We start from the raw sequence: 22,674 nt of genomic DNA, 5'->3' as shown, positions 1-22,674 counted from the left end.
TCAGGCATCCGCGTCCTGGGCCAGCGCCTGGGCCGTGGTCGGGCCCTCCCGGCAGATCAGCAGGAGGGCCCGGTCGTCGTTGACGTCCTTGGCGACGGCCTCGATCAGGTGCCAGGCGGCGCCGTGGAAGCCGCCGGCGACGTAGCGGTCGGCCTCGCCGGTGAGGCGGTCGATGCCCTCGACGATGTCGCGGTCGGAGGTCTCCACCAGGCCGTCCGTGAACAGCATCAGCACGTCGCCGGGGCGCAGCGAGCCCTTCACGGGGTCGAACTGGGCGCCGTCGTACACGCCCAGCAGCGGTCCCTCGGCCGCCTTCTCCTCCCAGCGGCCGGTGCCGGCGCTGAGCTGGAGGCCCGGCGGGTGCCCGGCGGTGTACAGCTCGTAGTCGCCGGAGTCGAGGTCCAGGACGAGGTGGGTGGAGGTGGCGAAGCCCTCGTCCCAGTCCTGGCGGAGCAGGTAGCCGTTGGCGGCGGGCAGGAAGGCGTGCGGGGGCAGGCTGCCCAGCAGGCCGCCGAAGGCGCCGGAGAGCAGCAGGGCGCGGGAACCGGCGTCCATGCCCTTGCCGGAGACGTCGGTGAGGACGACCTCCAGGGTCCGGCCGCCGCCTGTGCGGGCGGCGACCACGAAGTCGCCGGAGAAGGACTGGCCGCCGGCCGGACGCAGCGACATCTCGCGGTGCCAGCCCGGCGGCAGTTCGGGCAGCTTGCTCTGCACCCGGATGCGTTCGCGCAGGTCGAAGAGCATGGTGCCGCCGCGCCGCCAGGGCACGCCGACCCGGCTGCGGAACTGGGCGATCAGCAGGCCGATGAACCCGCAGGCGGCGACGACCAGGACCACGCCCGGGGTGACCCGGGAGGGGCCCTCGGTGTACGGGCCGAGCCGGACGGACTCCACGATCAGCGCGGTGGCCGCCGCCGCGTACAGGCCGAGCAGGCTCGACGGGCGCAGCAGCAGGCCGCCGGCGACGATCGGCAGGACCAGCGCGGCCGGGGAGACCCACACGGAGTTGACCATGGTGGTGACCGCGATGACGGGCACGGTGAGCAGCAGCCCGGCCAGCGCGATCCAGTCCGAGCCGTCGCCGCGGAAGTAGTCGACGGCGGATTTGCGCAGCGCGACGCGGGCCCGGTGCCACTGCTTCTTCAACCGGGCCGTGAACGTGTCGGCTTCCGCGCGCCGCTGTCGTCCTGCTGCCATCAGTTCGGGACCCTATCCATCGGAGCGGGCGCTTGGCACGGGAGGTACCACTTGTCCCCCGTCCGAGGCCGGAGTTCACAGTGAACTGCAAGCGGGGCCGTCGTGTGGGCCGGCGGGAGAAATTTCCCTGGCTCGCCCCGCATCGTCCTTGATAGGCATGGTCCATGAGCATGGACAGCACAGAGCGGACGACGGCCCTGCGGGTACTGCGGCAGGACGAATGGGACAGGTGGTACAACACGCTGCTGCGTGCCTTCGGCGGGGTGCCGGAGGCGCCCGAGGAGCGGGCGCTGTACAAGTCCCTGACCGAGGCCGACCGTTCGCTCGGTGTCTGGGAGGGGGACGAGTGCGTCGGGACGGCGGGGGCGTTCGGCTTCCGGATGAGCGTCCCGGGCGGGGCTCTGGTGCCGGCCGCGGGGGTCACGATGGTCGGCGTCGCCGCGACGCACCGGCGCCGGGGCGTGCTGACGTCGATGATGCGCCGGCAGCTGGACGACATACGTTCCTGGGGCGAGCCGCTGGCGGTGCTGACGGCGTCCGAGCCGGCGATCTACGGCCGGTTCGGGTACGGCGCGGCGACCGTCCAGGTCAGCGCGGAGATCGACACCAGTCAGGTACGGCTGTCCGTCCCGCCCGGGACGGATGACGTACGGCTGCGGTACGCGGAGCCCGCGGACGTCCTCGACGCGTGCGAGGCGGTGTACGCCCGGCTGGTGCCGGGGCGGCCGGGGATGCTGGCCCGGCAGCCGGGGTGGGAGCGGCTGGGGCTGCTGGACCCGGAGAGCGGGCGGGACGGGGCGTCGCCGCTGCAGTGCGTGGTCGCGTCCCGGGACGGCGAGGTCACGGGGTACGCGCGGTTCCGGGTGCGGCCGGGGTGGGGGAAGGCCGGGCACGAGGGCACGGTGGTCCTGGCCGACCTGGAGGGGCTCGACCCGGCGACCCGGGCGGCGCTGTGGCGGTTCCTGTTCGACATCGACCTGACGACGACGCTCAGCGTGCGGGGCCGGCCGGCCGACGACGCGTGGCAGTACCAGGTCTCCGACATACGGCGGTGCCTGCCGCAGCTGCGGGACATGCTGTACGTACGGCTGGTGGACGTGGGGGCCGCGCTTCAGGCGCGGACGTACCGGGCGCCGGTGGACGTGGTCTTCGAGGTCGAGGACGCCTTCTGCCCGTGGAACGCGGGGCGCTGGCGGCTGGCGGGCAACGAGAAGGGGGCGTCCTGCACCCGGACGTCCGATCCGGCGGACCTCGCCCTGTCCGTGCGGGAGCTGGGCTCGGCCTATCTCGGCGGTGTGCCGCTGACCGCGCTGGGCCTGGCCGGGCGGGTGCGGGAGCTGCGGCCGGGGGCGCTGGCGGAGGCGTCGCTGGGCTTCTCCTCCGATGTCGCCCCCTGGCTGCCGCACGGCTTCTGAGCGCGGGGCCCCGGGCCGCGGGGTCCGGGTCAGGGGCGCTGGCAGGCCGGGCACCAGAAGAGGTTGCGGGCGGCGAGGCCGGCGGTGCGGATCTCGCCGCCGCAGATGTGGCAGGGCCGGTTCGCCCGGCGGTAGACGTAGACCTCGCCGCCGTGGTCGTCGACGCGGGGCGGGCGGCCCATCGCCTCCGGGGTGTGCTCGGGGCGGACCGTGTCGATGCGGTTGGTGCGGACGCCCTCGCGCATCAGGCCGACGAGGTCGTGCCAGAGCGCGTCCCAGAGGGCGGGGCCGATGTCCCGGCCCGGGCGGTAGGGGTCGACGCCGTGCCGGAAGAGGACCTCGGCGCGGTAGACGTTGCCGACGCCGGCGATGACCTTCTGGTCCATGAGCAGCGCGGCGATCGTCGTACGGCTGCGGGAGATCCGGGCGTAGGCGGCGGCCGGATCGGCGTCCGCGCGCAGCGGGTCGGGGCCGAGGCGGTCGTGTATCGCCCGCTTCTCGGCGGGGGTGATCAGGGCGCAGGCGGTGGGGCCGCGCAGGTCGACGTGGGCGGTGTCGTTCAGCAGGCGCAGCCGGACGGTGTCCGTGGGCGGGGGCGCGGGGGCCGGGCCGAAGGTGACCTTGCCGAAGAGGCCGAGGTGGATGTGGACCCAGTCGCTGTCGCGGAAGCCGAGGAAGAGGTGCTTGCCGTGCGCCTCGGTTGCGGTCAGCTCCGCGCCGTCCAGGAGGGCCGCGGCGTCGGAGAACTTGCCCTGGGGGCTGGTCACCCGGACGGCCCGGCCGGCGAAGGCGGCGTCGTAGTCCTGGGCCAGCCGGTGGATCGTGTGCCCTTCTGGCACCTGCTGTCGTCCTTTTCCTCACGTCCCGCCCTGCCGTGTCCTGCGGCGGGGCGGGTACGGACCTGCCGGTCTACTGCTGCGGGTGGTGGGCCGGGATCGGCGGGAGGTCCCCGGTCGTCTCGTACCCGGCGAGCATCTCGATGCGGCGGCTGTGCCGCTCGTCACCCGAGAAGGGGGTGTTGAGGAAGGTCTCGACGAACTTCGTCGCCTCCTCCTGGGAGTGCATGCGGGCGCCGACCGCGACGACGTTGGCGTCGTTGTGCTGACGGCCGAGGGAGGCCGTCTCCTCGCTCCAGGCCAGTGCGGCGCGTACACCCTTGACCTTGTTGGCGGCGATCTGCTCGCCGTTGCCGCTGCCGCCGATGACGACGCCGAGGGCGCCCTCGTCCGCGGCCGTCCGCTCGGCGGCGCGCAGGCAGAACGGCGGGTAGTCGTCCTGGGCGTCGTAGATGTGGGGCCCGCAGTCGACGGGCTCGTGGCCCGCGGCCTTCAGCCACTCGACGAGGTGGTTCTTGAGTTCGTAGCCCGCATGGTCGGAGCCGAGATACACGCGCATGCGTCGAGTGTGACACGCGGGGCAGGGGGAGGCGGCGTCGGGTGGCACGTGCGGAAAAGTGAACAGCGCCACAGAAGCAACAGAGAATCTTTGCATAACGTATCGGAATCAAAGGTTCAGGAAATTGACAGCCTCGGTTTCACTGGTCCGACTATGACCTCTCAGCCGACTCGTACCGAAGCCGCGCCCGGCCCCGAGGCCGGCGCCGCGTCCGGCACCGGGCTCAAGCCCGGCCTCAAGAACCGTCATCTGACCATGATCGCCATCGGCGGTGTCATCGGCGCCGGCCTGTTCGTGGGCTCCGGCACCGGTATCGCCGCCGCCGGTCCCGGCATCCTGCTGTCGTACGCGCTCGTCGGCACGCTGGTGGTGCTGGTGATGCGGATGCTGGGCGAGATGTCCGTGGCCAATCCGACCTCCGGTTCGTTCTCCGCGCACGCCGACCGGGCGCTGGGGCGGTGGGCCGGTTTCTCCATCGGCTGGCTGTACTGGTTCTTCTGGGTGGTGGTGCTGGCGGTCGAGGCGACCGCCGGGGCGTCGATCCTGGAGGAGTGGGTCCCGGCCGTGCCCCAGTGGGGGTGGGCGCTGATCGTGATGATCGTGCTGACCGCCACCAACCTCGTCTCCGTCGGCTCCTACGGGGAGTTCGAGTTCTGGTTCGCCGGGATCAAGGTCGTCGCCATCGCGGCGTTCATCGTCGTCGGCGGGCTGGCCGTCTTCGGTGTGCTGCCGGGGGCCGACACCGATCAGGCGGGGCTGTCCAACCTGACGGAGCACGGCGGCTTCCTGCCCAACGGGCCCGGCGCCGTCCTCACCGGCGTCCTGCTCGTCGTCTTCTCGTTCATGGGCAGTGAGATCCCGACGCTGGCGGCCGGCGAGTCCGACGATCCGCAGCGGGCGGTGGCCAAGGCGACCAACAGCGTCATCTGGCGGATCGCCGTCTTCTACCTGGGGTCGATCCTCGTGGTGGTGTCCCTGCTGCCCTGGGACAGCGCCTCGATCACCGAGGAGGGCTCCTACGTCGCCGCGCTGGACTCGCTGGGCATCCCGCACGCCGGGCAGATCATGAACGTCATCGTGCTGTCCGCCGTACTGTCCTGCCTCAACTCGGGGCTCTACACCGCGTCCCGGATGGCGTTCTCGCTGGGTGAGCGCGGGGACGCGCCGCGGTCGTTCGCGCGGACCACCCCGGGCGGGGTGCCGCGGACGGCGATCCTCACCTCGGTGGCGTTCGGCTTCCTCGCCGTCTTCTTCAACTACAAGTGGCCCGACTCCGTCTTCCTCTTCCTCGTCAACTCCTCGGGCGCGGTGGCCCTGTTCGTCTGGCTGGTGATCTGCTTCTCGCAGCTGCGGATGCGGCGGATCATCGAGGCGGAGGCGCCGGAGAAGCTGGTCGTGCGGATGTGGCTGTATCCGTATCTGACCTGGGCGACGGCGGCGCTGATCGTCTTCGTGCTGGGCTACATGCTGACCGACACCGAGCACGACGGGCGTACGACGATCCTGCTGTCGCTGCTGGTGGCGGCGGTGGTGCTGGTGGTGGCGGTGGTCCGGGAGCGGGTCGGGGGCGGGCGCGGGGCCGAAGCGGAGTGAAGCCGGCCTTGACCTTCTCGCAGACCTTCAGGGCGTCCTCCCCTCGGTCTCTGGCTGGTACCAGGTGCTGACCTGGTACGCCGGGCGTGCCAGGGGACGTCCTTGAGGGTGAAGGCGTACTCCCAGATCACCGCCGGGTGGTCGCGGAACGTCGTCTCCGCGAGGCGGATCTTGCGGTAGTCCGTCGGGCGGCGCCCAGGGGAAGCCGCCCGGCCTCCGCTCGCGCGCCGGGCGGCAGGCCGGGCGGGCGGGCGGTGCCTTCGACGGTGGGAGTGGAGGCGACGCCGGGAGCGGAGGCGGCGGTGGACGCGGTGACTGCCGCGTGGCCGCCCTCGTCGGCCTCGCCGGGGCGGGGCCCGGTGCGCGAGAGGCCCGCCGGCCGCCACCCCGGTACGCGAGAGGCCCGCCGGGCCGCCGTACGGAGGTGTACGGCGGCCCGGCGGGCCTGTGCGCGGCTGCGGACCGGCGTCAGCGCCGGTCGGCCAGCTTCCAGGCGGCGGGCAGCACGCCCATCGCCAGGGCCGCCTTCAGGGCGTCGCCGATGAGGAACGGGGTGAGGCCCGCCGCGATCGCGGCGCCGGCCGACATGCCGGTGGACAGGGCCAGGTAGGGGACGCCGACGGCGTAGATGATCGCCTCGCCGAGCAGCATCGCGCCGGCCGTCCGCCAGGCGGAGCGGTCGGCGCCGCGGCGGGCGAGGGCGCCCATGGCCGCGGCGGCGAGGATCATGCCGAAGACATAGCCCAGGGACGGCATGGACACGCCCGAGCCGCCGCCCGCGAACCAGGGCACGCCCGCCATGCCCACCAGGGCGTACAGCACGAGCGAGAGGACGCCGCGGCCGGCGCCGAGGGCGGTGCCGACGAGGAGCGCGGCGAAGGTCTGGCCGGTCACCGGCACCGGGGAGCCGGGGACGGGCACGGCGATCTGGGCCGCGAGGCCGGTGAGCGCGGCGCCGCCGGCCACCAGCGCGGCGTCCCTGACCCGGGAGGCAGGGAGCAGGTCGGCGAGTACCCGGCCGGGACGGGCGAGGACGGTGGCGGTGCTCATGGGGCCTCCGCTGGGCGGTGAGGGACGGTTCGGGACACCGTGACGCTATACCGCCGCACTGACACGGATCACCGTCGGCGCCCGACAAAGGCGGGGTCGCGGAGTTGGTTGGCTTCGGACAACGGCAGCGCGCCACACCGGCACGGAGGTGACACCGGTCACTGAGGTGGCGTGACCTGTCTCCCGTACCGCCGTCGAGTAATCGGAGCACCACGCTCCGAAATTCTCCATTCCGGATGCTGGTCAGTCATTTCGGCGGAGCGCGCGTACGCCCAGACTGTTGTCGTTTTTACCCCCTCGCAGCAAGGGACGAGCCGCGCCCATGCCCAGCACCACCACCGATCCGTCGTCGGGGACCGCCGACGGCGTCTCGCTCTCCCACGGCCTCAAGCAGCGCCATCTGTCGATGATCGCCCTCGGCGGGGTGATCGGGGCGGGGCTGTTCGTCGGGTCCGGGGCCGGCATCGCCGCCGCCGGGCCGTCGATCGTCATCGCCTACGCCCTCTCCGGCCTGCTGGTGATGCTGGTGATGCGGATGCTCGGCGAGATGTCCGCCGCGCATCCCTCGTCGGGCAGCTTCTCCGCGCACGCCGAGCGGGCGATCGGCCCGTGGGCCGGGTTCACGGCGGGCTGGGCGTTCTGGGTGCTGCTGTGCACGGCCGTCGGCCTGGAGGGCATCGGCGCCGCGCAGATCGTCCACGGCTGGCTGCCGGGCACGCCCGAGTGGGCCTGGGTGGCGCTGTTCATGGTGGTGTTCTGCGGGACGAACCTGGCCGCCGTGAAGAACTTCGGCGAGTTCGAGTTCTGGTTCGCCGCGCTCAAGGTCGGCGCGATCTCGCTGTTCCTGGTGCTGGGCGTGCTGGCGGTCGCCGGCGTCCTGCCGGGCACCGACTCCCCCGGCACCTCCCACCTGGGCGACTTCCTGCCCAACGGCGGCAACGGTCTGATCATCGGCCTGCTCGCCTCCGTCTTCGCCTACGGTGGCCTGGAGACGGTGACCATCGCGGCGGCCGAGTCGGAGAACCCGGTCAAGGGCGTGGCGAGCGCGGTGCGCACGGCGATGTGGCGGATCGCGCTGTTCTACATCGGCTCGATGGCGGTCATCGTCACCCTGGTCCCCTGGGACTCCCCGGAGGTCGTGGAGAAGGGCCCGTACGTGGCCGCCCTCGACGAACTCGGCATCCCCGGCGCCGGTCAGCTCATGAACGTCGTCGTGCTGGTCGCGCTGCTGAGCGCGATGAACGCCAACATCTACGGCGCCTCCCGCATCGGTTACTCGCTGGTCGAGCGCGGCCAGGGGCCGAGGGCGCTGGGCCGGGTGTCGGGCGGGGTGCCGCGGGTCGCCGTGCTGGTCTCCTCCCTGTTCGGCTTCGGCTGCGTGCTGCTCAGCTACTGGCGGCCGGACGACGTCTTCGCCTGGCTGCTGAACATGATCGGCGCGGTCATCCTGGTCGTCTGGGTCTTCATCGCCGTCTCCCAGCTGCGGCTGCGGCGCCGTCTGGAGCGGGAGGCGCCCGAGAAGCTGGTGGTGCGCATGTGGGCGTACCCGTGGCTGACCTGGGTGGCACTGGCGGGCATGGCCGCGGTGTTCGTGCTGATGGCCCGTGAGCCGGACACGCGGGTGCAGTTGTACTCGACGGGCGCGATGACGCTGGCCCTGGCGGCCGTCGGCTGGGCCCGGCAGCGGCGGCGGGCGCGCGGCTGACGGCCGCCAGGCGGCGCGGAAGGGCCCCCGTACGGACAGCGTTCCGTGCGGGGGCCCTTCCGCGTTCCGGCGCCACGCCCGGGAAATCCTTCCCTCCGATCCCCCCGGCAGACTCTTGCTGCTAGCGTGCACTTGCAAGCCTTTTGCAATAAGAGGTCGAAGGGGATCGGTCCGTCATGCCCGTGTACACGCTTCCTGAACTGCCGTACGACTACTCCGCGCTGGCCCCCGTGATCAGCCCCGAGATCATCGAGCTGCACCACGACAAGCACCACGCGGCCTATGTGAAGGGCGCCAACGACACCCTGGAGCAGCTCGCCGAGGCGCGGGACAAGGAGCAGTGGGGATCGATCAACGGCCTGGAGAAGAACCTCGGCTTCCACCTCTCGGGCCACATCCTGCACTCGATCTACTGGCACAACATGACCGGCGACGGCGGCGGCGAACCTCTGGCCGCCGACGGCGTCGGTGACCTCGCGGACGCGATCGCCGAGTCCTTCGGCTCCTTCGCCGGCTTCAAGGCACAGCTGACGAAGGCCGCCGCGACGACGCAGGGCTCCGGCTGGGGCGTGCTCGCCTACGAGCCGCTGAGCGGCCGGCTGATCGTCGAGCAGGTCTACGACCACCAGGGCAACGTCGGCCAGGGTTCGGTCCCGATCCTGGTCTTCGACGCTTGGGAGCACGCCTTCTACCTCCAGTACAAGAACCAGAAGGTCGACTTCATCGACGCCATGTGGGCGGTCGTGAACTGGCAGGACGTGGCCCGGCGTCACGAGGCGGCCAGGTCCCGCACCGACGTGCTGCTGCTGGCGCCCTGAGGCCCGGCCCGGGTGAAGCGTCCTGCCTCGTGATCGTCTTCTCACCCTTCGCGACGGCAGGCGGAGAGAGGGGAACCCCCGTGAGGACGTGACTCACGGGGGTTCCCTGGCGTCCTGCGCGGGCGGGCCGGAAGTGGTCACCGGTTGCTGAAGTCCGGGCCCTTGGTACGGGTGCGCTTGATCTCGTAGAAGCCGGGGACCGAGGCGGCCGCGAGGGTGCCGTCCCCGAGGCGGGCGGCCTCCTCGCCCTGGGGGGGCGGGGTGACGACCGGGCCGAAGAAGGCGAGCTGCTCGCCGTCGGCGCCGGGGACGGCGACGACCGGGGTGCCGACCTCCTGGCCGACCTTGTCGATGCCCTCCTTGTGGGAGGCGCGCGGCTGCGGCTCGTACGGCGTGTCGTCCCAGTGGCCCATGAGGGACTCGGGCAGGCCGGCGTCCTTCAGGGCGGCGGCGGCCTCCTCCTTGGCCGGGCCCCACGCCTTGGCCGCCAGCATCTCGCGGTACTCCTCGGGGAGGTCGTCGAGCTTGTCCTCGTTGAGGACGGCCAGGCTCATCACGTGCCGGCGCACCTGGATGTCGCGGACCTTCTCGACCTCCAGCACCCAGCGGGAGGTCATCTGCACACCTGGCCGGGCACGCCCGTTCCCCGGCTGTCCGCCGTCAGGGGCACATGGGAGGATCGGTGCTGTCCACATCCTGAACACGCGCCGAGGGAGTGCCGCCCGTGCCCGGTGAGAATCTGTCCCGTGACGAGGCCCGGGAGCGGGCCGCCCTGCTGTCCGTCGACGGGTACGAGGTGTCCCTCGACGTCCGGTCGGCGGTCGGGGACACGGACGGCGCGGGCCCGCGCACCTTCCGGTCCGTCACCACGGTCCGCTTCCGCTGCAACGAGCCGGGTGCCTCCAGCTTCGCCGACCTCGTCGCGCCGAGCGTGACCGCCGTGTCCCTCAACGGCCGCGACCTCGACCCCAGCGAGGTCTTCGACGGCGCCCGGATCGCCCTGGAGGACCTGGCCGCCGACAACGAGCTGGTCGTCGACGCCCAGTGCGCGTACTCCCGTACCGGCGAGGGCCTGCACCGCTTCGTCGACCCGGAGGACGGCGAGGTCTACCTCTACACCCAGTACGAGCCGGCCGACTCCCGCCGGGTCTTCGCGGGCTTCGAGCAGCCCGACCTGAAGGCGCCCTTCCGGTTCGAGGTGCGGGCGCCCGAGGAGTGGACGGTGTGGTCGGGCGGCGCCGGGGAGCGCGTGGACGGGGTGTGGCGGTTCGCGGAGACGAAGCCCATCTCGACGTACATCACGTGCGTGGTCGCGGGGCCGTACCACTACGTGACGGACACCTACGAGCGGACCCTCGCGGACGGGTCGCGGCTGGAGATCCCGCTGGGCGCGCTGTGCCGCAAGGGCCTCGCGCCCTACTTCGACGCCGACGACGTGTTCCTGGTGACCAAGCAGGGACTGGACTTCTTCCACGACCACTTCGACTACCCGTACCCGTTCGGCAAGTACGACCAGGCGTTCGTGCCCGAGTACAACCTCGGGGCGATGGAGAACCCGGGGCTGGTGACCTTCCGGGAGGAGTACATCTTCCGCGGGAAGGTGACGCGTTCGTCGTACGAGGGCCGCGCCAACACGATCCTGCACGAGATGGCGCACATGTGGTTCGGCGACCTGGTCACCATGGAGTGGTGGGACGACCTGTGGCTGAAGGAGTCGTTCGCGGACTTCATGGGCACCTTCGCCAATGTCGGCGCGACCCGGTTCGAGGACGCCTGGATCACCTTCGCCAACCGCCGCAAGGCATGGGCGTACCGCGCCGACCAGCTGCCCTCCACGCACCCCGTCACGGCCGACATCCGTGACCTGGAGGACGCCAAGCTCAACTTCGACGGCATCACGTACGCCAAGGGCGCCTCCGTGCTCAAGCAGCTCGTGGCGTACGTCGGCCAGGACGCGTTCCTGGAGGGCGCGCGGCGCTACTTCAAGCGGCACGCGTACGGCAACACCCGCCTGGGCGACCTGCTGTCGGTGCTGGAGGAGACCAGCGGGCGGGACATGGCGGCCTGGGCGCGGTCCTGGCTCCAGACGGCCGGGGTCAACGCGCTGACCCCGCAGGTGCTGCTCACCACCGACGGGCGGATCGACGAGCTGGCAGTGGTGCAGGAGGCCGCCGAGTCGCACCCCGAGCTGCGTCCGCACCGGGTGGCGATCGGACTGTACCGGCGGGGCGGGGGCGGCGCGCTGGAGCGGTACGCGCGGGCCGAGGCGGACGTCGACGGTCCGCGGACGGTCGTCGCGGAGCTGGCCGGGCAGCAGGCACCGGAGCTGGTGCTGGTCAACGACGACGACCTGACGTACTGCAAGATCCGGTTCGACACGGCCTCGCTGGCCACGCTGCGGGACGGGCTCGGTGACATGACCGACCCGCTGGCCCGCGCGCTGTGCTGGTCGGCGCTGTGGAACATGACGCGGGACGCGCTGCTGCCCGCGCGGGACTTCGTCGGCCTGGTGCTGCGGTTCGCGGGGCGCGAGTCGGACATCGGCGTGCTCCAGATGCTGCACGCCTGGGCGGACTCGGCGCTGACCCATTACGCCGCCCCCGCCTGGCGGGAGACCGGCGGACGACTGCTGGCCGAGGGCGCGCTGCGGGAGCTGCGGGCCGCGGCCCCGGGCGGCGAGCCGCAGTTGGCGTGGGCGCGCTTCTTCGCGGCGGTGGCCGCCGAGGAGGCGGACCTGGCGCTGCTGCGCGGGCTGCTGGAGGGCACCGAGAAGATCGACGGCCTGGACGTGGACCAGGAGCTGCGCTGGGCGTTCCTGGAGCCGCTGGCGGCGCACGGCGCGGTGGACGAGACGGTGCTCGCCGCCGAGCTGGCCCGGGACGACACCGCCTCCGGCAAGCGCCACCAGGTGCGCTGCCTGGCCGCCCGGCCGTCGGCGGCGGTGAAGGCGCAGGCGTGGGCGCAGGTGGTGGAGTCGGACGCGCTGTCCAACGCCCTCGTCGAGGCGACGATCGCGGGCTTCGCGCAGCCCTCCCAGCGGGAGCTGACCGCGCCGTACGCGGAGAAGTACTTCGCGGTGATCGAGCGGGTGTGGAGCGAGCGGTCGATCCAGATCGGCATGGACGTGGTCCGGGGGCTGTTCCCCGGGCTCCAGGACTCGCCGCGGACGCTGGCGGCCACGGACGCGTGGCTGGCGTCCCACGAGGACGCCGCGCCCGCGCTGCGGCGGCTGGTGCTGGAGGCGCGGGACGACCTGGGCAGGGCGCTGCGCGGGCAGGCGTGCGACGAGGCCGCCGCCGGCTGAGGCACACCGCCGCGTCCCTCTGTTGCACAACCGGCGCGATCCGTCCCGTAACCCCTGGTCCGCAACCGGCGGGCCAGGGGTTTCCGGTATCCGAACTGGCGTCCCGAAAGGCGGTCTTGTCCGGATTCGGTGGCGGTCTTGTCACAGGGGTTAAAAGAGGGCCTGGATGCGGGAAATTTCGGTTCATGACGCACAACACCCCGCTCTCGCCCCGCCCCTCGCACCACCTGGCCGCCGGCTCGGGGCGTGTCCTGACCGCCGCCCAGCTCCGCGCGCACGGCGTCACGGCCGCCGAGACCGACGAGCGGTGCCGGCCCGGCGGGCCCTGGCAGCGGCTGCTGCCCGGCGTCGTCCTGCTCCGCTCCGGCCCGCCGACCGGCGAGGAACGGCTGCGGGCCGTACTGCTGTACGCGGCGCCGCAGCGGGCCGCGGGCGGCGTGCCGGCGCAGCCCGGTCCGGGCGGGGAGGCCGGTGCCGGGCGGTCCGAGGCGATGATCACGGGACTGGCCGCGCTGACCCTGCACGGTGTCGCCGGCGCTCCCCCGCTGCCGTCCCTGGACACCGTCGACGTCCTGGTGCCCCGGCAGCGGCGGCTGCGGTCGGCCGGCTGGGCGCGGATCGTCCGCGCGACCGCGCCGCCGGAGCCGGAGACCGTCACCGGGGTTCCCGTGGCGCCGGTCGCCCGCGCCCTGGCCGACGCGGTGGCGGTGCTGACCGACGCGGGCGCCGTGCACCGCCTGCTGACCGAGGCGGTGCGCGGCGGCCACTGCGAACCGGCGGCGGTGGTACGGGAGTTGCGCCGGGCCCGGCTGCTGAGCCGGCCGCACGTGGTGGACGCGGTGGAGTCGCTGGTGGCCGAGGGGCGGGCGATCACGGAGGATCGGCTGTACCGGATGGTGCGCGAGTACGGGCTGCCGGACCCGGTCTGGAACGTCGAACTGCGCCTGCCCGGCGGGCCCCGCCTGGGCGGGCTGGACGCCTACTGGCCGGACCACGCGGTCGCGGTGGAACTGGACACGCGGGGCCACCGGCCGGGCGACGACGCGCAGGCGTCCCGGGCCGCCCGCAAGCGCGAGCGCCTGGAGCGGCTGGGCGTCACCGTCGTCCACCTCACCGCGCGGGGGCTGCGGGACTTCCCGGAGCAGCAGGCGGTGGTGGTGCGTACGGCGCTGATGGCGGCGGGCGACCGGGAGCCCGCCGCGTATCTGGTGGTGCTGCCCCGTTAGCCGTCCGCCGCCTCGGGGGCGGGCCGGTCGAGGTACTGGTTGCCGTTCATGACGGCGTAGACGGTGGCGCCCTGGTCCGCCGTGTTGTGCATGGCCGGGCCGGCGGGCTGTGCGGTCGGCTCGGGCGTGCGGACGTCGACGCGGTTGCCGTCGCCGGCGATGACGGGGGCGTGGGCGTCGCCGCCGATGTGGACGGAGTTGTGGGAAGGCTTCTTCTTGTCGGTCATCAGCCGGCTCCTCAGGACAGTCGCGTCAGGGTGTACGACCCGCAGCTGTAGCACTGCGCGCCTTCTTGGTAGGCGGACGTCATCTCGACCGAGTAGTCCGCGGTGTCCGCGTCCGAGCCGAGCGTGACCGTCAGGGACGCCTCCCCGACGGGGTCCGCGTCGCAGGTGGTGTCGTTGACGTCGTAGACCGGTTGCGTGGCGCTGTAGGTGCTGCCGCCGCCGGTGTACTCCGTGGTGTGCGTCTCGCCGCAGTTGTCCCGCCACAGGGTCGTGTAGCTTCCCGTCTCCGACTCCGTGAACTGGACCGTGCTTCCGTCGCTGATCTGCCACACGCCCGCGAGCCCGGTCGGCTCGGGCTCCGGTTCCTCCTCCTCGTAGATGTTCGTGTCCGGCGTGTAGGTGGGCGTGTACGTGGACGAGTAGGTGGACGAGTAGCTCGGGATCGTCGCGGAGCTGTGGGAGCTGTTCCGCGCGTCCTGGTACTGGTCGACGGCGACGCCGCCGATGACGACGGCGGCGACGGCCGCGGCCACCTTGAGGACCGCGGCGGCTCCCGTGCTCATCGGTGCGGCTCCGGCGCCCGCGGCGCCCGCGCCCGAGTGCGTCGCCGCGGTGTGTGTGGCGTGCACGGTGGACAGGTCGGGGGGCGGAGTGGTCGCGCTGGACACGGAGTAGGGGTCGGTGCCGGTCGGCGGGCCCTGCGGGTGCGCGAACGACGGGTCGACGCCGGGCGGGTCGGCCGGGTGCGCGGACATCGTGTGGGCGTCCGGCGCGTTCACCGGCTGGGCGGACGCAGGGTCGGGGCCCGGCGCGTTCGCCGGCTGGGCGGATACCGGGTCGGGGCCCGCCGCGTCCATCGGCTGGGCGGACGTCGGCTCCAGGGAGGGCGGGTCGGGCGTCACGGGCTCCGCGCCCCCGTCGGGCGTCGGGGCGGCCGGTGTCGGGTCGGCGGCCGGCGGCTGCTGGGGCAGGTACTGCTGGGCCGCCTGCGCCGCCTCCGCGCCCTGGGTGTCGCCCAGGTCGTGCCACAGCTTGGCCGCTCCGGCCAGGAGCACCCCGGCGGCGACCCGGTTGCCGGTCAGGACCGCGTGGATGCCCTGCTCGTGCGTGAAGTACGCCTCCGCCCACCGGTCCTCGGCCCGCCGTGCCGCGGGCAGCCCCCGGTCGAGGAGGCGGCCCCAGACGCCGAGGCGCAGGGAGCGGGCGAGGGCCGGGGAGGCGGCGCGGGCGACCCGGACGGCGAGGTCGGGGCGGCCGGCCCGTACCGCGAGGTCCGCGACCCGCTCCAGGGCGCCGTTGTGCGCGGCGACCTGGGCGGCGCTCGTCGTCGCCTGCCCGGCCCACCGCGCGAAGTGGTGGCACAGCTGCTCCACGGAGAACGGCGCGGGCCCGCCGTGCTCCCGCAGCGCCGGTACGACGTCCGTCACCACCCGGTAGCCCCGCTCCGTCTCCTCGGCCAGGCCGAGCCTGGCGAGCGACGCGCACAGCGCCCCCGGGTCCGGGGCGCCGTCGAGCAGACCGAAGTGCACGGGGTCGAGGTCGGCGCCGACGATGGCCAGCAGGTGCAGGGCGCGCCGGGCCGGCGTGTCGAGTCCGGCGAGCAGCCGGGGCAGCAGTTCGGCCACCGCGCCGGGCCGGGGCAGCACGGCCGGGCCCGACGGGTCGAGCCGGGCCAGGGCCGCCGCCCGCAGCAGCGGCAGCGGGCGGCCGGCCGCGGCCTCCCACAGGGACGCGGCGATGTCCTGTTCGTCGGCCTCGACCACGTGCCGGCCCAGTTCCCGGCCCAGCAGTTCCATCGCCGCGTCCAGGTCGATGCCGGTCAGCCGCCGCGCCGTGCCGTCGGTCCCGCTGAGCGAACCCTCCTGGGAGGCCAGGACGAACGTGGCGTCGGGCGCCGTGTCCATGAAGGCGCGCAGCCGCGGGGCGGGGTAGTCGGCGTTGTCGACGTACACCGTCGGCCTGAGGCCGGCCATCAGGTGGCGCAGGTCGCTGCTGGAGGGGGCGTAGCCGCTGGTCTCGTAGCAGGCCTCGAACATGTCCTGGGCGAGGTCCTCCGGTTCGCGCCGGGCGGCGTCGAGGAAGATCACCCCGTCCTCGCCCGGCGGGAGGGCGCGGGCGGCGTAGCGCAGCAGCGCGCTCTTGCCGACGCCGGGCTCTCCCCACAGCTGCACCGTCTCGCCGGCCGCGACGGCGGCGGCGACGGCGGCGAGTTCGGCCTCCCGGCCGAGCGGCGCGCGCTGCCGGCGCGGGAGCAGCGCCACCGTGTCCCGGCGTCCCGGCCGCGGCCGTCGGCGCTCCATGAGCACGGTCACCGTGGAACCGTGGTCCGCGTCGATGACCAGGTTGTTGGAGCCCACCACCACCGGCGCGTTGGCGTCCCCGCCGATGTCCGCGCGATTGTCGGCGCGCACGTCGTCCTCGTCCGTGTTGTCGGCGTTGTCGGCGTTTCCGGCCATTCCCTCTCACCCCGTTGTCGTGCCGTCGGTCCGTGGAACGGGTCGTCACGCTAGTCCCGTACGCCGACCTGGCCACCGTAGAAATACGGTTTCCCGGCGGACCCGCCACGGTCGGCACCCGTCCCTCACAACCGGAGGCGCCGGGCTCCGGTCACCGCGGAGATACGGAACTCAGTGCTCCGCGTAGGCGATGGCGTGCAGGCGCCGCAGGTCGTCGACGCGGATGGAGCGGTAGCCGGGGGTGACCACCGCCGTCTCCCGGAAGCGGCGCAGCGTCTTGTGCACGCTGGGTTCGGAGGCGCCCGCGAGCGTCGCCAGTTCCTGCTGGGTGATCGGCCAGCGGATCTCGGCGCCGGCGCCGCTGCGTTCGCCGTAGGCCAGCGCCAGGTGGTGCAGGACACGGGCCACCCGGGTCGCCGCGTCGCAGCCGGTGAAGGTGACCCGGTGGGTGGTGGCGGCGCGCAGCTTGGCGACGACGGCCTGCTGGAGGGCGTGGGCGATCCGGTGCTCGGTACGGGTGCAGGCGTCGAGGTCGGCGCGGGTGACGCTGCGCGCGAGCACCGGTCCGCAGGCGGTCACCGTGGCCGAGCGGGGGCGTCCGTCGACCGCGGCGAACTCGCCGACGACGTCCCCGCCCACCCGTACGGCCAGCAGGGCGTCGCGCCCGTCGTCGGCGTGCGCGGTGACCTTGACCAGGCCGTCGAGCAGGATCAGTACGTGGTCCGTGCGGTCCCCCTCGCGCAGCAGCACCCGGCCGGCCGGGTACGCCACCCGCGTCCCCAGCTCCAGCAGCCGCCGCCGGTCGGCCGGGCCGAGGCCGCCGAGCAGGGTCGCCGGCGGCCAGTCGCCGTCCGCGCGGTCCGCGTGCCCTGCCTTCATGGTCTCCGCCTCCCCGACGGGTCCGGTGGTGCCGCCCGGACCAGTGTGCGCACCGGAAAGTCTCCGGAACCCCACAACTCCCCGTATTCCTACGAGTTGTTCGCACGGCCCCCGCGCCACACTGGGACGCGGGGGAGCCGACGCGGGGCCCGTCGTACGTGCGGGCTCCGCGCCGCGCCCCGCGCCACCGATCGCCGAGAAGGGCCGCTTGCCGCATGGATGAGCAGTGGGAGTACCGGGCCGTGCTGGCCGTGGACATCGAGAAGTCGTCCGGGCGGGGCAACATGCCGCTGCTGGAGAACCGGGAGACGCTGCGCTCGGTGCTGCGCGCGGCCTGCGCGCGCGGCGGTGTCGACTGGGAGGCGTGTCCGCGCGCCGATCTGGGCGACGGGCTGCGGCTGGTCGCGCCCGCCGGGACGCGCAAGGCGAACCTGGTCCATCCGCTCGTCCACGCGCTCGCGGACCTGCTGACCGCCCACAACAGCGCCGCCCGCGACGCGGCGACCCGCTTCCGGGTCCGCGTCGCCCTGCACGCCGGCGAGGTCTGTCTGATGCCCGGCGGCGAGGTCGCCGGGAGCCCGCTGGAGACGCTGGCCCGGCTCCTGGACGCCCCCGCGGCGCGCGAGGCGCTGGCGGCGGCGCCGTGGCCGGTCCCCCTCTGCCTGCTGATGTCGCAGCACTTCTACGACGAGACGGTGCGGCACGGCTACGAGGGCATCGACCCCGGCCAGTTCCACCGGGTGGACGTCGAGGTGAAGGAACTCGCCACCCACGCCTGGCTGCACACCCCCGGCTGGACCCCGGCGCTCCCGAAGCCGGCCGGGCGGGCACGGGACCGCCGGCCCGAGGCACCGGCGGGCGGCTCGACGATGGTCAACAACGCCTCGCGGGGCGGTGTCGTCAACGCCAGTCAGAACGGCGACCAGCACATCACCGTCACCCGAGGCCGCTGAGACCGGCACCCCGTGGAGGAGCACCGATGAACGACGAACTCACCCTCCTCGCCCAGTCGGGCGCCGCCGCGCTGGTCGCCGCCATGGCCACGGACGTGTGGCAGGAGACCCGGAACACGGTCGTCGGACTGTTCCGCCGGTCCGGTGACGGCCGGGGCGCCGCGATGGAGCACCGGCTCGACGACGACGCCGCGCTGCTCCGGGACGCGGGGGCGCCGGACGACGTACGCCGCGTCCTGTCCGGGTACTGGTCCCTGGAGCTGGCCGCGCTGCTGCGCCGCGACCCGTCCTGCGGGCCGCTGCTGGCCGGGCTCGCCGCGGCGGCCGGTCCGGGCGCGTCCGTGCTGCGGCAGACGAACACGGCGCGGGACGGCGCGGCCGTGTTCGCCGTGCAGCAGGGCACGCAGCACGCGCACTGGGCTCCGGGAACGGATGACACGCCGGGGTGAGGTGTCATCCGTTTGCGGCGGGCCTGTCGGCGCGGCGGCGGAGGCGGGAGCGGTACGCGCCCGGGGGCATGCCCCGGGCCCGTCGGAAGGCGCGGCTGAAGGCGTGCGGGGAGGCGTAGCCGACGGCACCGGAGATCGACTCCACCGGCTCGTCGGTGTCGCGGAGCCGGACCGAGGCCAGGTCGACGCGCCACTGGGTCACGTACGCGCCCGGCGTCTGTCCGAGGGCGGCCCTGAACCGGCGGGACAGCGTCGCCCGGGAGACGCTCGTCGCGGCGGCCAGGGTCTCCGTCGTCCAGGGGTGCTCCGGCCGGGCGTGGACGTGCGCCAGGGCGTCGCGCACGACCGGGTCGCGCATCGCGCCCAGCCATGAGCCGGACCGCTCCTGCGGGTGGCGGGCCAGCCAGGCGCGTACGAACTGGACGAGCAGCAGGTCGACGATGCTGTTGACGGCGGCGGTGGTGCCGATCTGGGGCTGCGCGAGTTCCGCCGTGAGCAGTTCGACGGTCCTTCCGAACTGCGCGTTCTGGTCGGCTGTGACGTGCATCGGCCGGGCGAGGGAGGTCAGCACCGGGGTGCTCACCTCCGGGTCCTGCTCGTAGTGCAGGACGATCACCTCCGTCTCCGCCGGCGCCGAACCCAGCCGCAGGGCCCGGCCGGCGCCGAACGCCCGGGCCGCCGCCTCGCGGTCGCAGGAACCCATCGTCACGCCGGCGGCGCTCGCTATCCCGTGGGCGGTGCCCGGCGCCATCAGGACAGCGTCCCCGGCCCGCACCCGGAGAGGTTTCTCGCCGGGGACGTGGAGCCACACCGTGCCGCGGGAGACCACGTGCAGCGCCGCTCCCGGGTAGGAGTCCAGCCACATGCCCCAGGTCCCCCCGGCCTTCAGCACGACCCCGAGCGCTCCCCGCGCCCCCGAGACCCGCAACACCTCCGCCAGCACGTCCATGGGCCCATTCTCGTCCGCCGCCGCGGTGGAGTTTCAGGTCACGTCGAGGACGACCTTTCCGTGCACCTTCCGCGCGAACAGCGCCCGCACGGCGTCGTCCACGTCCCGCCAGTCGCCGCGCCGTCCGACCGGTGCCGAGAGCCTGCCGGCGGCCATGAGGCCCAGCAGGTCCGTGAGTTCTCCGCCGGTCGGCGTCATGTCGCCGTAGGTGGCGATGCGGCGGGGTTCACCGAAGCCGAACAGGGTCCCCGCCGGGAACGTGGTGTCCTGCCCGGAGGAGTAGCCGACCAGGTGGATGGTGCCGCCCTCGGCGAGGGAACCCCACGCCTGGGCCAGCAGCGGCCCGCCGACCGTGTCCAGGACGAGGTCGAACCGGCGCCCGGTCCCGGCCAGGTCGCTCAGGACCTCGTCGGCGCCCAGTTCGCGGAGTCCGGCGGCCCGCTCCGGCGAGCCGGCCAGCGCCGTCACCCGGGCGCCCGCCAGCGCCGCCAGCTGGACGGCGAAGCGCCCCACGCCCCCACTGGCGCCGGTGACCAGGACGTCGCGGGCCAGCAGGGAACGCGTGCGCAGCACCCGCAGCGCGGTGACCCCGGCGATGCCCAGCGCGGCGGCGTCGGCGAGTTCCACGCCCTCGGGGACGGTGCCGAGCGAGGCGGGGCCGACCGCCACCCGCTCCGCCCACGCGTGCGCAGCCATCCCCACCGCGACGCGCGTGCCTTCGGGCGGCCCCGAGCCGTCGGACGCGGCGCGCACCACGACGCCGGCCGCGTCATGGCCGTGCACAGCGCCGGCCGGCCACTGGTCCACGTAGTTCAGCTCTCCGAAGTTGAGGGCGATATGCCGTACCTCCACCAACGCCTCTCCGGCGGACGGTACGGGTTCGTCGACATCGGCGAACCGGACGGGTCCGGCCTCGCCGTGGGCGACCACAAGGGCGCGCATAGGGTGTGCTTCCTTCTCTCGGGACAGCGCCGGAAGACTCGGCTCGGGAAAACCCTCACGCAGGGCCGGGACGGCGGCCAGTCCCGTGCGGCTCGATCAGTTGACGATCTGTGTCATCCGCAAGGGGGCCTTCCCGGCGCCGGCCGCGCCCGCACCGTCTTGCCGACGTCCGCACGCGGGAACCGCTCCAGCGCCGCGCCCAGCACGCCGCCCTCCAGTTCCCTCAGCCGCAGCCGCAGCTCGTGTCCGGGCAGCCGCCCGTGCCGTACGGCGTCGCCGACCAGCTCCGAGGACCTCACCCACCTCGCCCGCCGGCGCGGCCCTACCTCTTCTTGAGCAGCAGCTCCGTGTTCCGGTCGTCCGCGTCGCCCGCGAGGTCGGTGCGGGCGCCCGGGGCGTTGAGGGACAGTTCGCGGTAGAGGGCCGCCAGGCCGGTCTGGGACAGGTCGGTGAAGTCGGTGCCGGACGGGGCGGCGGACTCGACGAGGGTGGTGAACAGGGACAGCGTGCCGTCCTTGTTGTCCACCACCTCGATGACGCGGGCGAGCTGGGGGAAGTCGACGTGGGAGGCGGTGGAGATCTCCCAGAAGGCATTGCCGTCGGCACCCTCGTGCGGGGTGATGGCGTTGCGGTGGATGTGCCCGTTGACCCAGGCCAGCACGTTGCGGTGGCGGCCCAGCAGGTCGACGACGTCGGCGCCGGTGTGGCGCCGGTCGTCCGGGTGGGCCGGGTCGGGGCGGGTGTTGTCCATGGTCTCGCTGGTGTGGTGGCTGAAGACGATGGCGTAGGAGTCGGCGTTGTCCTTCAGCGTCCGCTCCAGCCAGCGCAGTTGCCCCGCGCCGAGGGAGCCCTCGTAGTGGCCGCCGGGGTCGGTCGTGTCGAGGCTGATGCCGATCACGTCGTCGGAGATGCGGAAGCTGTAGTACTGGGTGCCGGCGTCGACGTTGGCGGTGGAGTAGCCGTGGCCGTGCGGGCCGGGGCCGAGGTGGGCCGGGTCGAGGTGGGCCTTGAGGTAGTCGGCCGGGGTGAAGGGGGCCCGCCGCTCGTCCGGCGTGACGGAGCGCATGGAGCGGGCGTGCGCCTTGAGGAACTCCCGGTACAGGGCGCCCTCGGGGTCGTCGGCCTTCTTCAGGGCGGTCTGGAGCCTGGCGGCCTCGGCGGCGGGCAGTTCCATCAGTTTGCGTCCGCCGACGGCCAGCTCGGTGAGGTAGGAGTCGCCGTGGGAGGCGTAGCAGCCCAGCGGCATGGCGTCGTGGTTGCCGACCGTCGAGTACCAGGGCAGATTGAGGCCGGGGCTGCGGACCTCGCGGGTCGCGGCGGTCAGGAAGCCGTCGAGGTGCGGGAAGCCGCGCTTCTTGTCGGCGTCGCGGACGGCCGCGTCGGGCTGCCAGTACTGGGTGATGCCACTGTTCTGGACGCCCTCGTAGTGCCGGAGGTCACCGGAGTTCGGGGTGACGCGCCCGCCGCTCATGACGGTGAGGAACCACTCCAGTTCGGTGCGGGCGTTGTTGTCGGTGTTGTCGCCGGTGGTCATCGCGAAGTGCAGCGGGGAACCGGTGACGGGGGCGCCGCGCAGCGCGTTGACCCGCTCGACCAGCGCGATCGCGCCCTGCACGGTCAGCGCCTCCTGGGGACGCCAGGCGTGCACGTCGGTGGAGCGCAGGTATTCGAGGCGCAGCGGGTGCTGGGTGTCGATCAGGTGCAGGTCGGTGAGCTGCACGAACGCGGCGAGGGCGGTGCGGCGCCCCGCCCGGCCGGACCGGGCGGCGGCCAGCCCGTCGCGGACGACGCGGTCCCAGCCGGGGCCGTCGGCCAGGCGCCGGTAACCGGAGCCCGAGCCGGAGCGCGGGGTGGCGAGGGCGGCGAGTGTGGTGCCGCGAGTGTAGGGGGCGAGGGGGGCGGCCGGGGCCCGGCGGGAGGAGGCGAGGGCCGCCGTCTCGTCGGTGCCCGTGGTGGCCGTCGCCGCGGCGTCGTCGGGCCGCAGGCCGTAGCCGACACCCCCGGCGACGGCCACCGCGGCGGTGGCGGCGAGGACGGAGCGGCGGTGGACGCCCGGCGCGGAGCCGGTGGTTGAGCGTGTGCGCGACATGCGCTTCTCTCCCCGAGTGCGAACGCG

Annotated in this window: 20 protein-coding genes; 8 read left to right on the top strand and 12 right to left on the bottom strand. The window is 73.6% G+C overall.

Annotated elements, in window-relative coordinates:
* Positions 1-1,197 carry a SpoIIE family protein phosphatase gene (locus ACZ3IG_RS01920; RefSeq protein ID WP_467428068.1) on the bottom strand — a complete coding sequence of 399 codons (1,197 nt, stop codon included), beginning with the start codon at positions 1,195-1,197 and terminating at the stop codon, positions 1-3.
* A 164-nt stretch (positions 1,198-1,361) separates the two neighbouring features.
* Here ACZ3IG_RS01920 and ACZ3IG_RS01915 point away from each other — a divergent pair, with 164 nt between their 5' ends.
* Complete coding sequence (locus ACZ3IG_RS01915; RefSeq protein WP_467428066.1) at positions 1,362-2,612, top strand: GNAT family N-acetyltransferase; 1,251 nt, start codon at positions 1,362-1,364, stop codon at positions 2,610-2,612.
* A gap of 29 nt (positions 2,613-2,641) precedes the next feature.
* Here the strand turns inward: ACZ3IG_RS01915 and ACZ3IG_RS01910 are convergent, their stop codons facing one another.
* Together ACZ3IG_RS01910 and ACZ3IG_RS01905 are read right to left on the bottom strand one after the other, a co-directional pair.
* Positions 2,642-3,451, bottom strand: coding sequence for an Fpg/Nei family DNA glycosylase (locus ACZ3IG_RS01910; RefSeq protein WP_467428064.1), 810 nt, complete (start codon positions 3,449-3,451; stop codon positions 2,642-2,644).
* Positions 3,452-3,521: 70 nt separating this feature from the next.
* Entirely contained in the window at positions 3,522-4,007 is a 486-nt protein-coding gene (locus ACZ3IG_RS01905; protein ID WP_467428061.1) for a ribose-5-phosphate isomerase, read from the bottom strand.
* A gap of 153 nt (positions 4,008-4,160) precedes the next feature.
* Here ACZ3IG_RS01905 and ACZ3IG_RS01900 point away from each other — a divergent pair, with 153 nt between their 5' ends.
* Positions 4,161-5,600, top strand: coding sequence for an amino acid permease (locus ACZ3IG_RS01900; protein ID WP_467428059.1), 1,440 nt, complete (start codon positions 4,161-4,163; stop codon positions 5,598-5,600).
* Between the two features lie 468 nt (positions 5,601-6,068).
* Here the strand turns inward: ACZ3IG_RS01900 and ACZ3IG_RS01895 are convergent, their stop codons facing one another.
* On the bottom strand, positions 6,069-6,650 hold the full coding sequence (locus ACZ3IG_RS01895) for a biotin transporter BioY (RefSeq protein WP_467428056.1): 582 nt from the start codon (positions 6,648-6,650) through the stop codon (positions 6,069-6,071).
* A gap of 322 nt (positions 6,651-6,972) precedes the next feature.
* On the opposite strand from ACZ3IG_RS01895, the gene ACZ3IG_RS01890 reads away from it, so the two are divergent.
* Positions 6,973-8,355 carry an amino acid permease gene (locus ACZ3IG_RS01890; RefSeq protein ID WP_467428055.1) on the top strand — a complete coding sequence of 461 codons (1,383 nt, stop codon included), beginning with the start codon at positions 6,973-6,975 and terminating at the stop codon, positions 8,353-8,355.
* 176 nt (positions 8,356-8,531) lie between these two features.
* Entirely contained in the window at positions 8,532-9,173 is a 642-nt protein-coding gene (locus tag ACZ3IG_RS01885; RefSeq protein WP_467428054.1) for a superoxide dismutase, read from the top strand.
* 137 nt (positions 9,174-9,310) lie between these two features.
* Here the strand turns inward: ACZ3IG_RS01885 and ACZ3IG_RS01880 are convergent, their stop codons facing one another.
* On the bottom strand, positions 9,311-9,790 hold the full coding sequence (locus ACZ3IG_RS01880) for a mycothiol-dependent nitroreductase Rv2466c family protein (RefSeq protein WP_467428052.1): 480 nt from the start codon (positions 9,788-9,790) through the stop codon (positions 9,311-9,313).
* Between the two features lie 107 nt (positions 9,791-9,897).
* Here ACZ3IG_RS01880 and pepN point away from each other — a divergent pair, with 107 nt between their 5' ends.
* Both pepN and ACZ3IG_RS01870 read left to right on the top strand, forming a co-directional pair.
* Positions 9,898-12,477: an aminopeptidase N gene (gene pepN, locus ACZ3IG_RS01875; RefSeq protein ID WP_467428051.1), complete on the top strand. Its 2,580-nt coding sequence runs from the start codon at positions 9,898-9,900 to the stop codon at positions 12,475-12,477.
* 185 nt (positions 12,478-12,662) lie between these two features.
* The gene (locus ACZ3IG_RS01870; protein ID WP_467428048.1) at positions 12,663-13,703 is read left to right on the top strand and encodes a hypothetical protein; all 1,041 of its coding nucleotides are present in this window, start codon (positions 12,663-12,665) and stop codon (positions 13,701-13,703) included.
* Here the strand turns inward: ACZ3IG_RS01870 and ACZ3IG_RS01865 are convergent.
* The 3 genes from ACZ3IG_RS01865 to ACZ3IG_RS01855 form a co-directional block, all read right to left on the bottom strand.
* Positions 13,700-13,930 (bottom strand): hypothetical protein, encoded by a 231-nt coding sequence (locus ACZ3IG_RS01865; protein ID WP_467428046.1) that lies wholly within the window; start codon positions 13,928-13,930, stop codon positions 13,700-13,702. The genes ACZ3IG_RS01870 and ACZ3IG_RS01865 overlap by 4 nt on opposite strands.
* 11 nt (positions 13,931-13,941) lie before the next feature.
* Positions 13,942-16,386: an ATP-binding protein gene (locus ACZ3IG_RS01860; protein WP_467428045.1), complete on the bottom strand. Its 2,445-nt coding sequence runs from the start codon at positions 16,384-16,386 to the stop codon at positions 13,942-13,944.
* A gap of 171 nt (positions 16,387-16,557) precedes the next feature.
* The gene (locus ACZ3IG_RS01855; protein ID WP_467428042.1) at positions 16,558-17,265 is read right to left on the bottom strand and encodes a Crp/Fnr family transcriptional regulator; all 708 of its coding nucleotides are present in this window, start codon (positions 17,263-17,265) and stop codon (positions 16,558-16,560) included.
* A 215-nt stretch (positions 17,266-17,480) separates the two neighbouring features.
* On the opposite strand from ACZ3IG_RS01855, the gene ACZ3IG_RS01850 reads away from it, so the two are divergent.
* Complete coding sequence (locus ACZ3IG_RS01850; RefSeq protein WP_467428041.1) at positions 17,481-18,218, top strand: hypothetical protein; 738 nt, start codon at positions 17,481-17,483, stop codon at positions 18,216-18,218.
* Between the two features lie 26 nt (positions 18,219-18,244).
* Positions 18,245-18,667, top strand: a complete 423-nt coding sequence (locus ACZ3IG_RS01845; RefSeq protein ID WP_467428039.1) for a hypothetical protein — start codon at positions 18,245-18,247, stop codon at positions 18,665-18,667.
* Between the two features lie 4 nt (positions 18,668-18,671).
* Here the strand turns inward: ACZ3IG_RS01845 and ACZ3IG_RS01840 are convergent, their stop codons facing one another.
* The 4 genes from ACZ3IG_RS01840 to ACZ3IG_RS01825 form a co-directional block, all read right to left on the bottom strand.
* Positions 18,672-19,616 (bottom strand): AraC family transcriptional regulator, encoded by a 945-nt coding sequence (locus tag ACZ3IG_RS01840; RefSeq protein ID WP_467428037.1) that lies wholly within the window; start codon positions 19,614-19,616, stop codon positions 18,672-18,674.
* A gap of 33 nt (positions 19,617-19,649) precedes the next feature.
* Positions 19,650-20,558, bottom strand: a complete 909-nt coding sequence (locus ACZ3IG_RS01835; protein ID WP_467428036.1) for a zinc-binding dehydrogenase — start codon at positions 20,556-20,558, stop codon at positions 19,650-19,652.
* Positions 20,559-20,671: 113 nt separating this feature from the next.
* Positions 20,672-20,857: a hypothetical protein gene (locus ACZ3IG_RS01830; protein ID WP_467428035.1), complete on the bottom strand. Its 186-nt coding sequence runs from the start codon at positions 20,855-20,857 to the stop codon at positions 20,672-20,674.
* Positions 20,858-20,880: 23 nt separating this feature from the next.
* Positions 20,881-22,647, bottom strand: a complete 1,767-nt coding sequence (locus tag ACZ3IG_RS01825) for a TIGR03767 family metallophosphoesterase (RefSeq protein ID WP_467428034.1) — start codon at positions 22,645-22,647, stop codon at positions 20,881-20,883.
* Positions 22,648-22,674 lie beyond the last annotated feature (27 nt).

The sequence above is a fragment of the Streptomyces sp. NPDC016677 genome, assembly GCF_055562815.1.
Note: the sequence above shows the minus strand (reverse complement) of the source record. Positions and strands in the feature narration are given on the sequence as shown.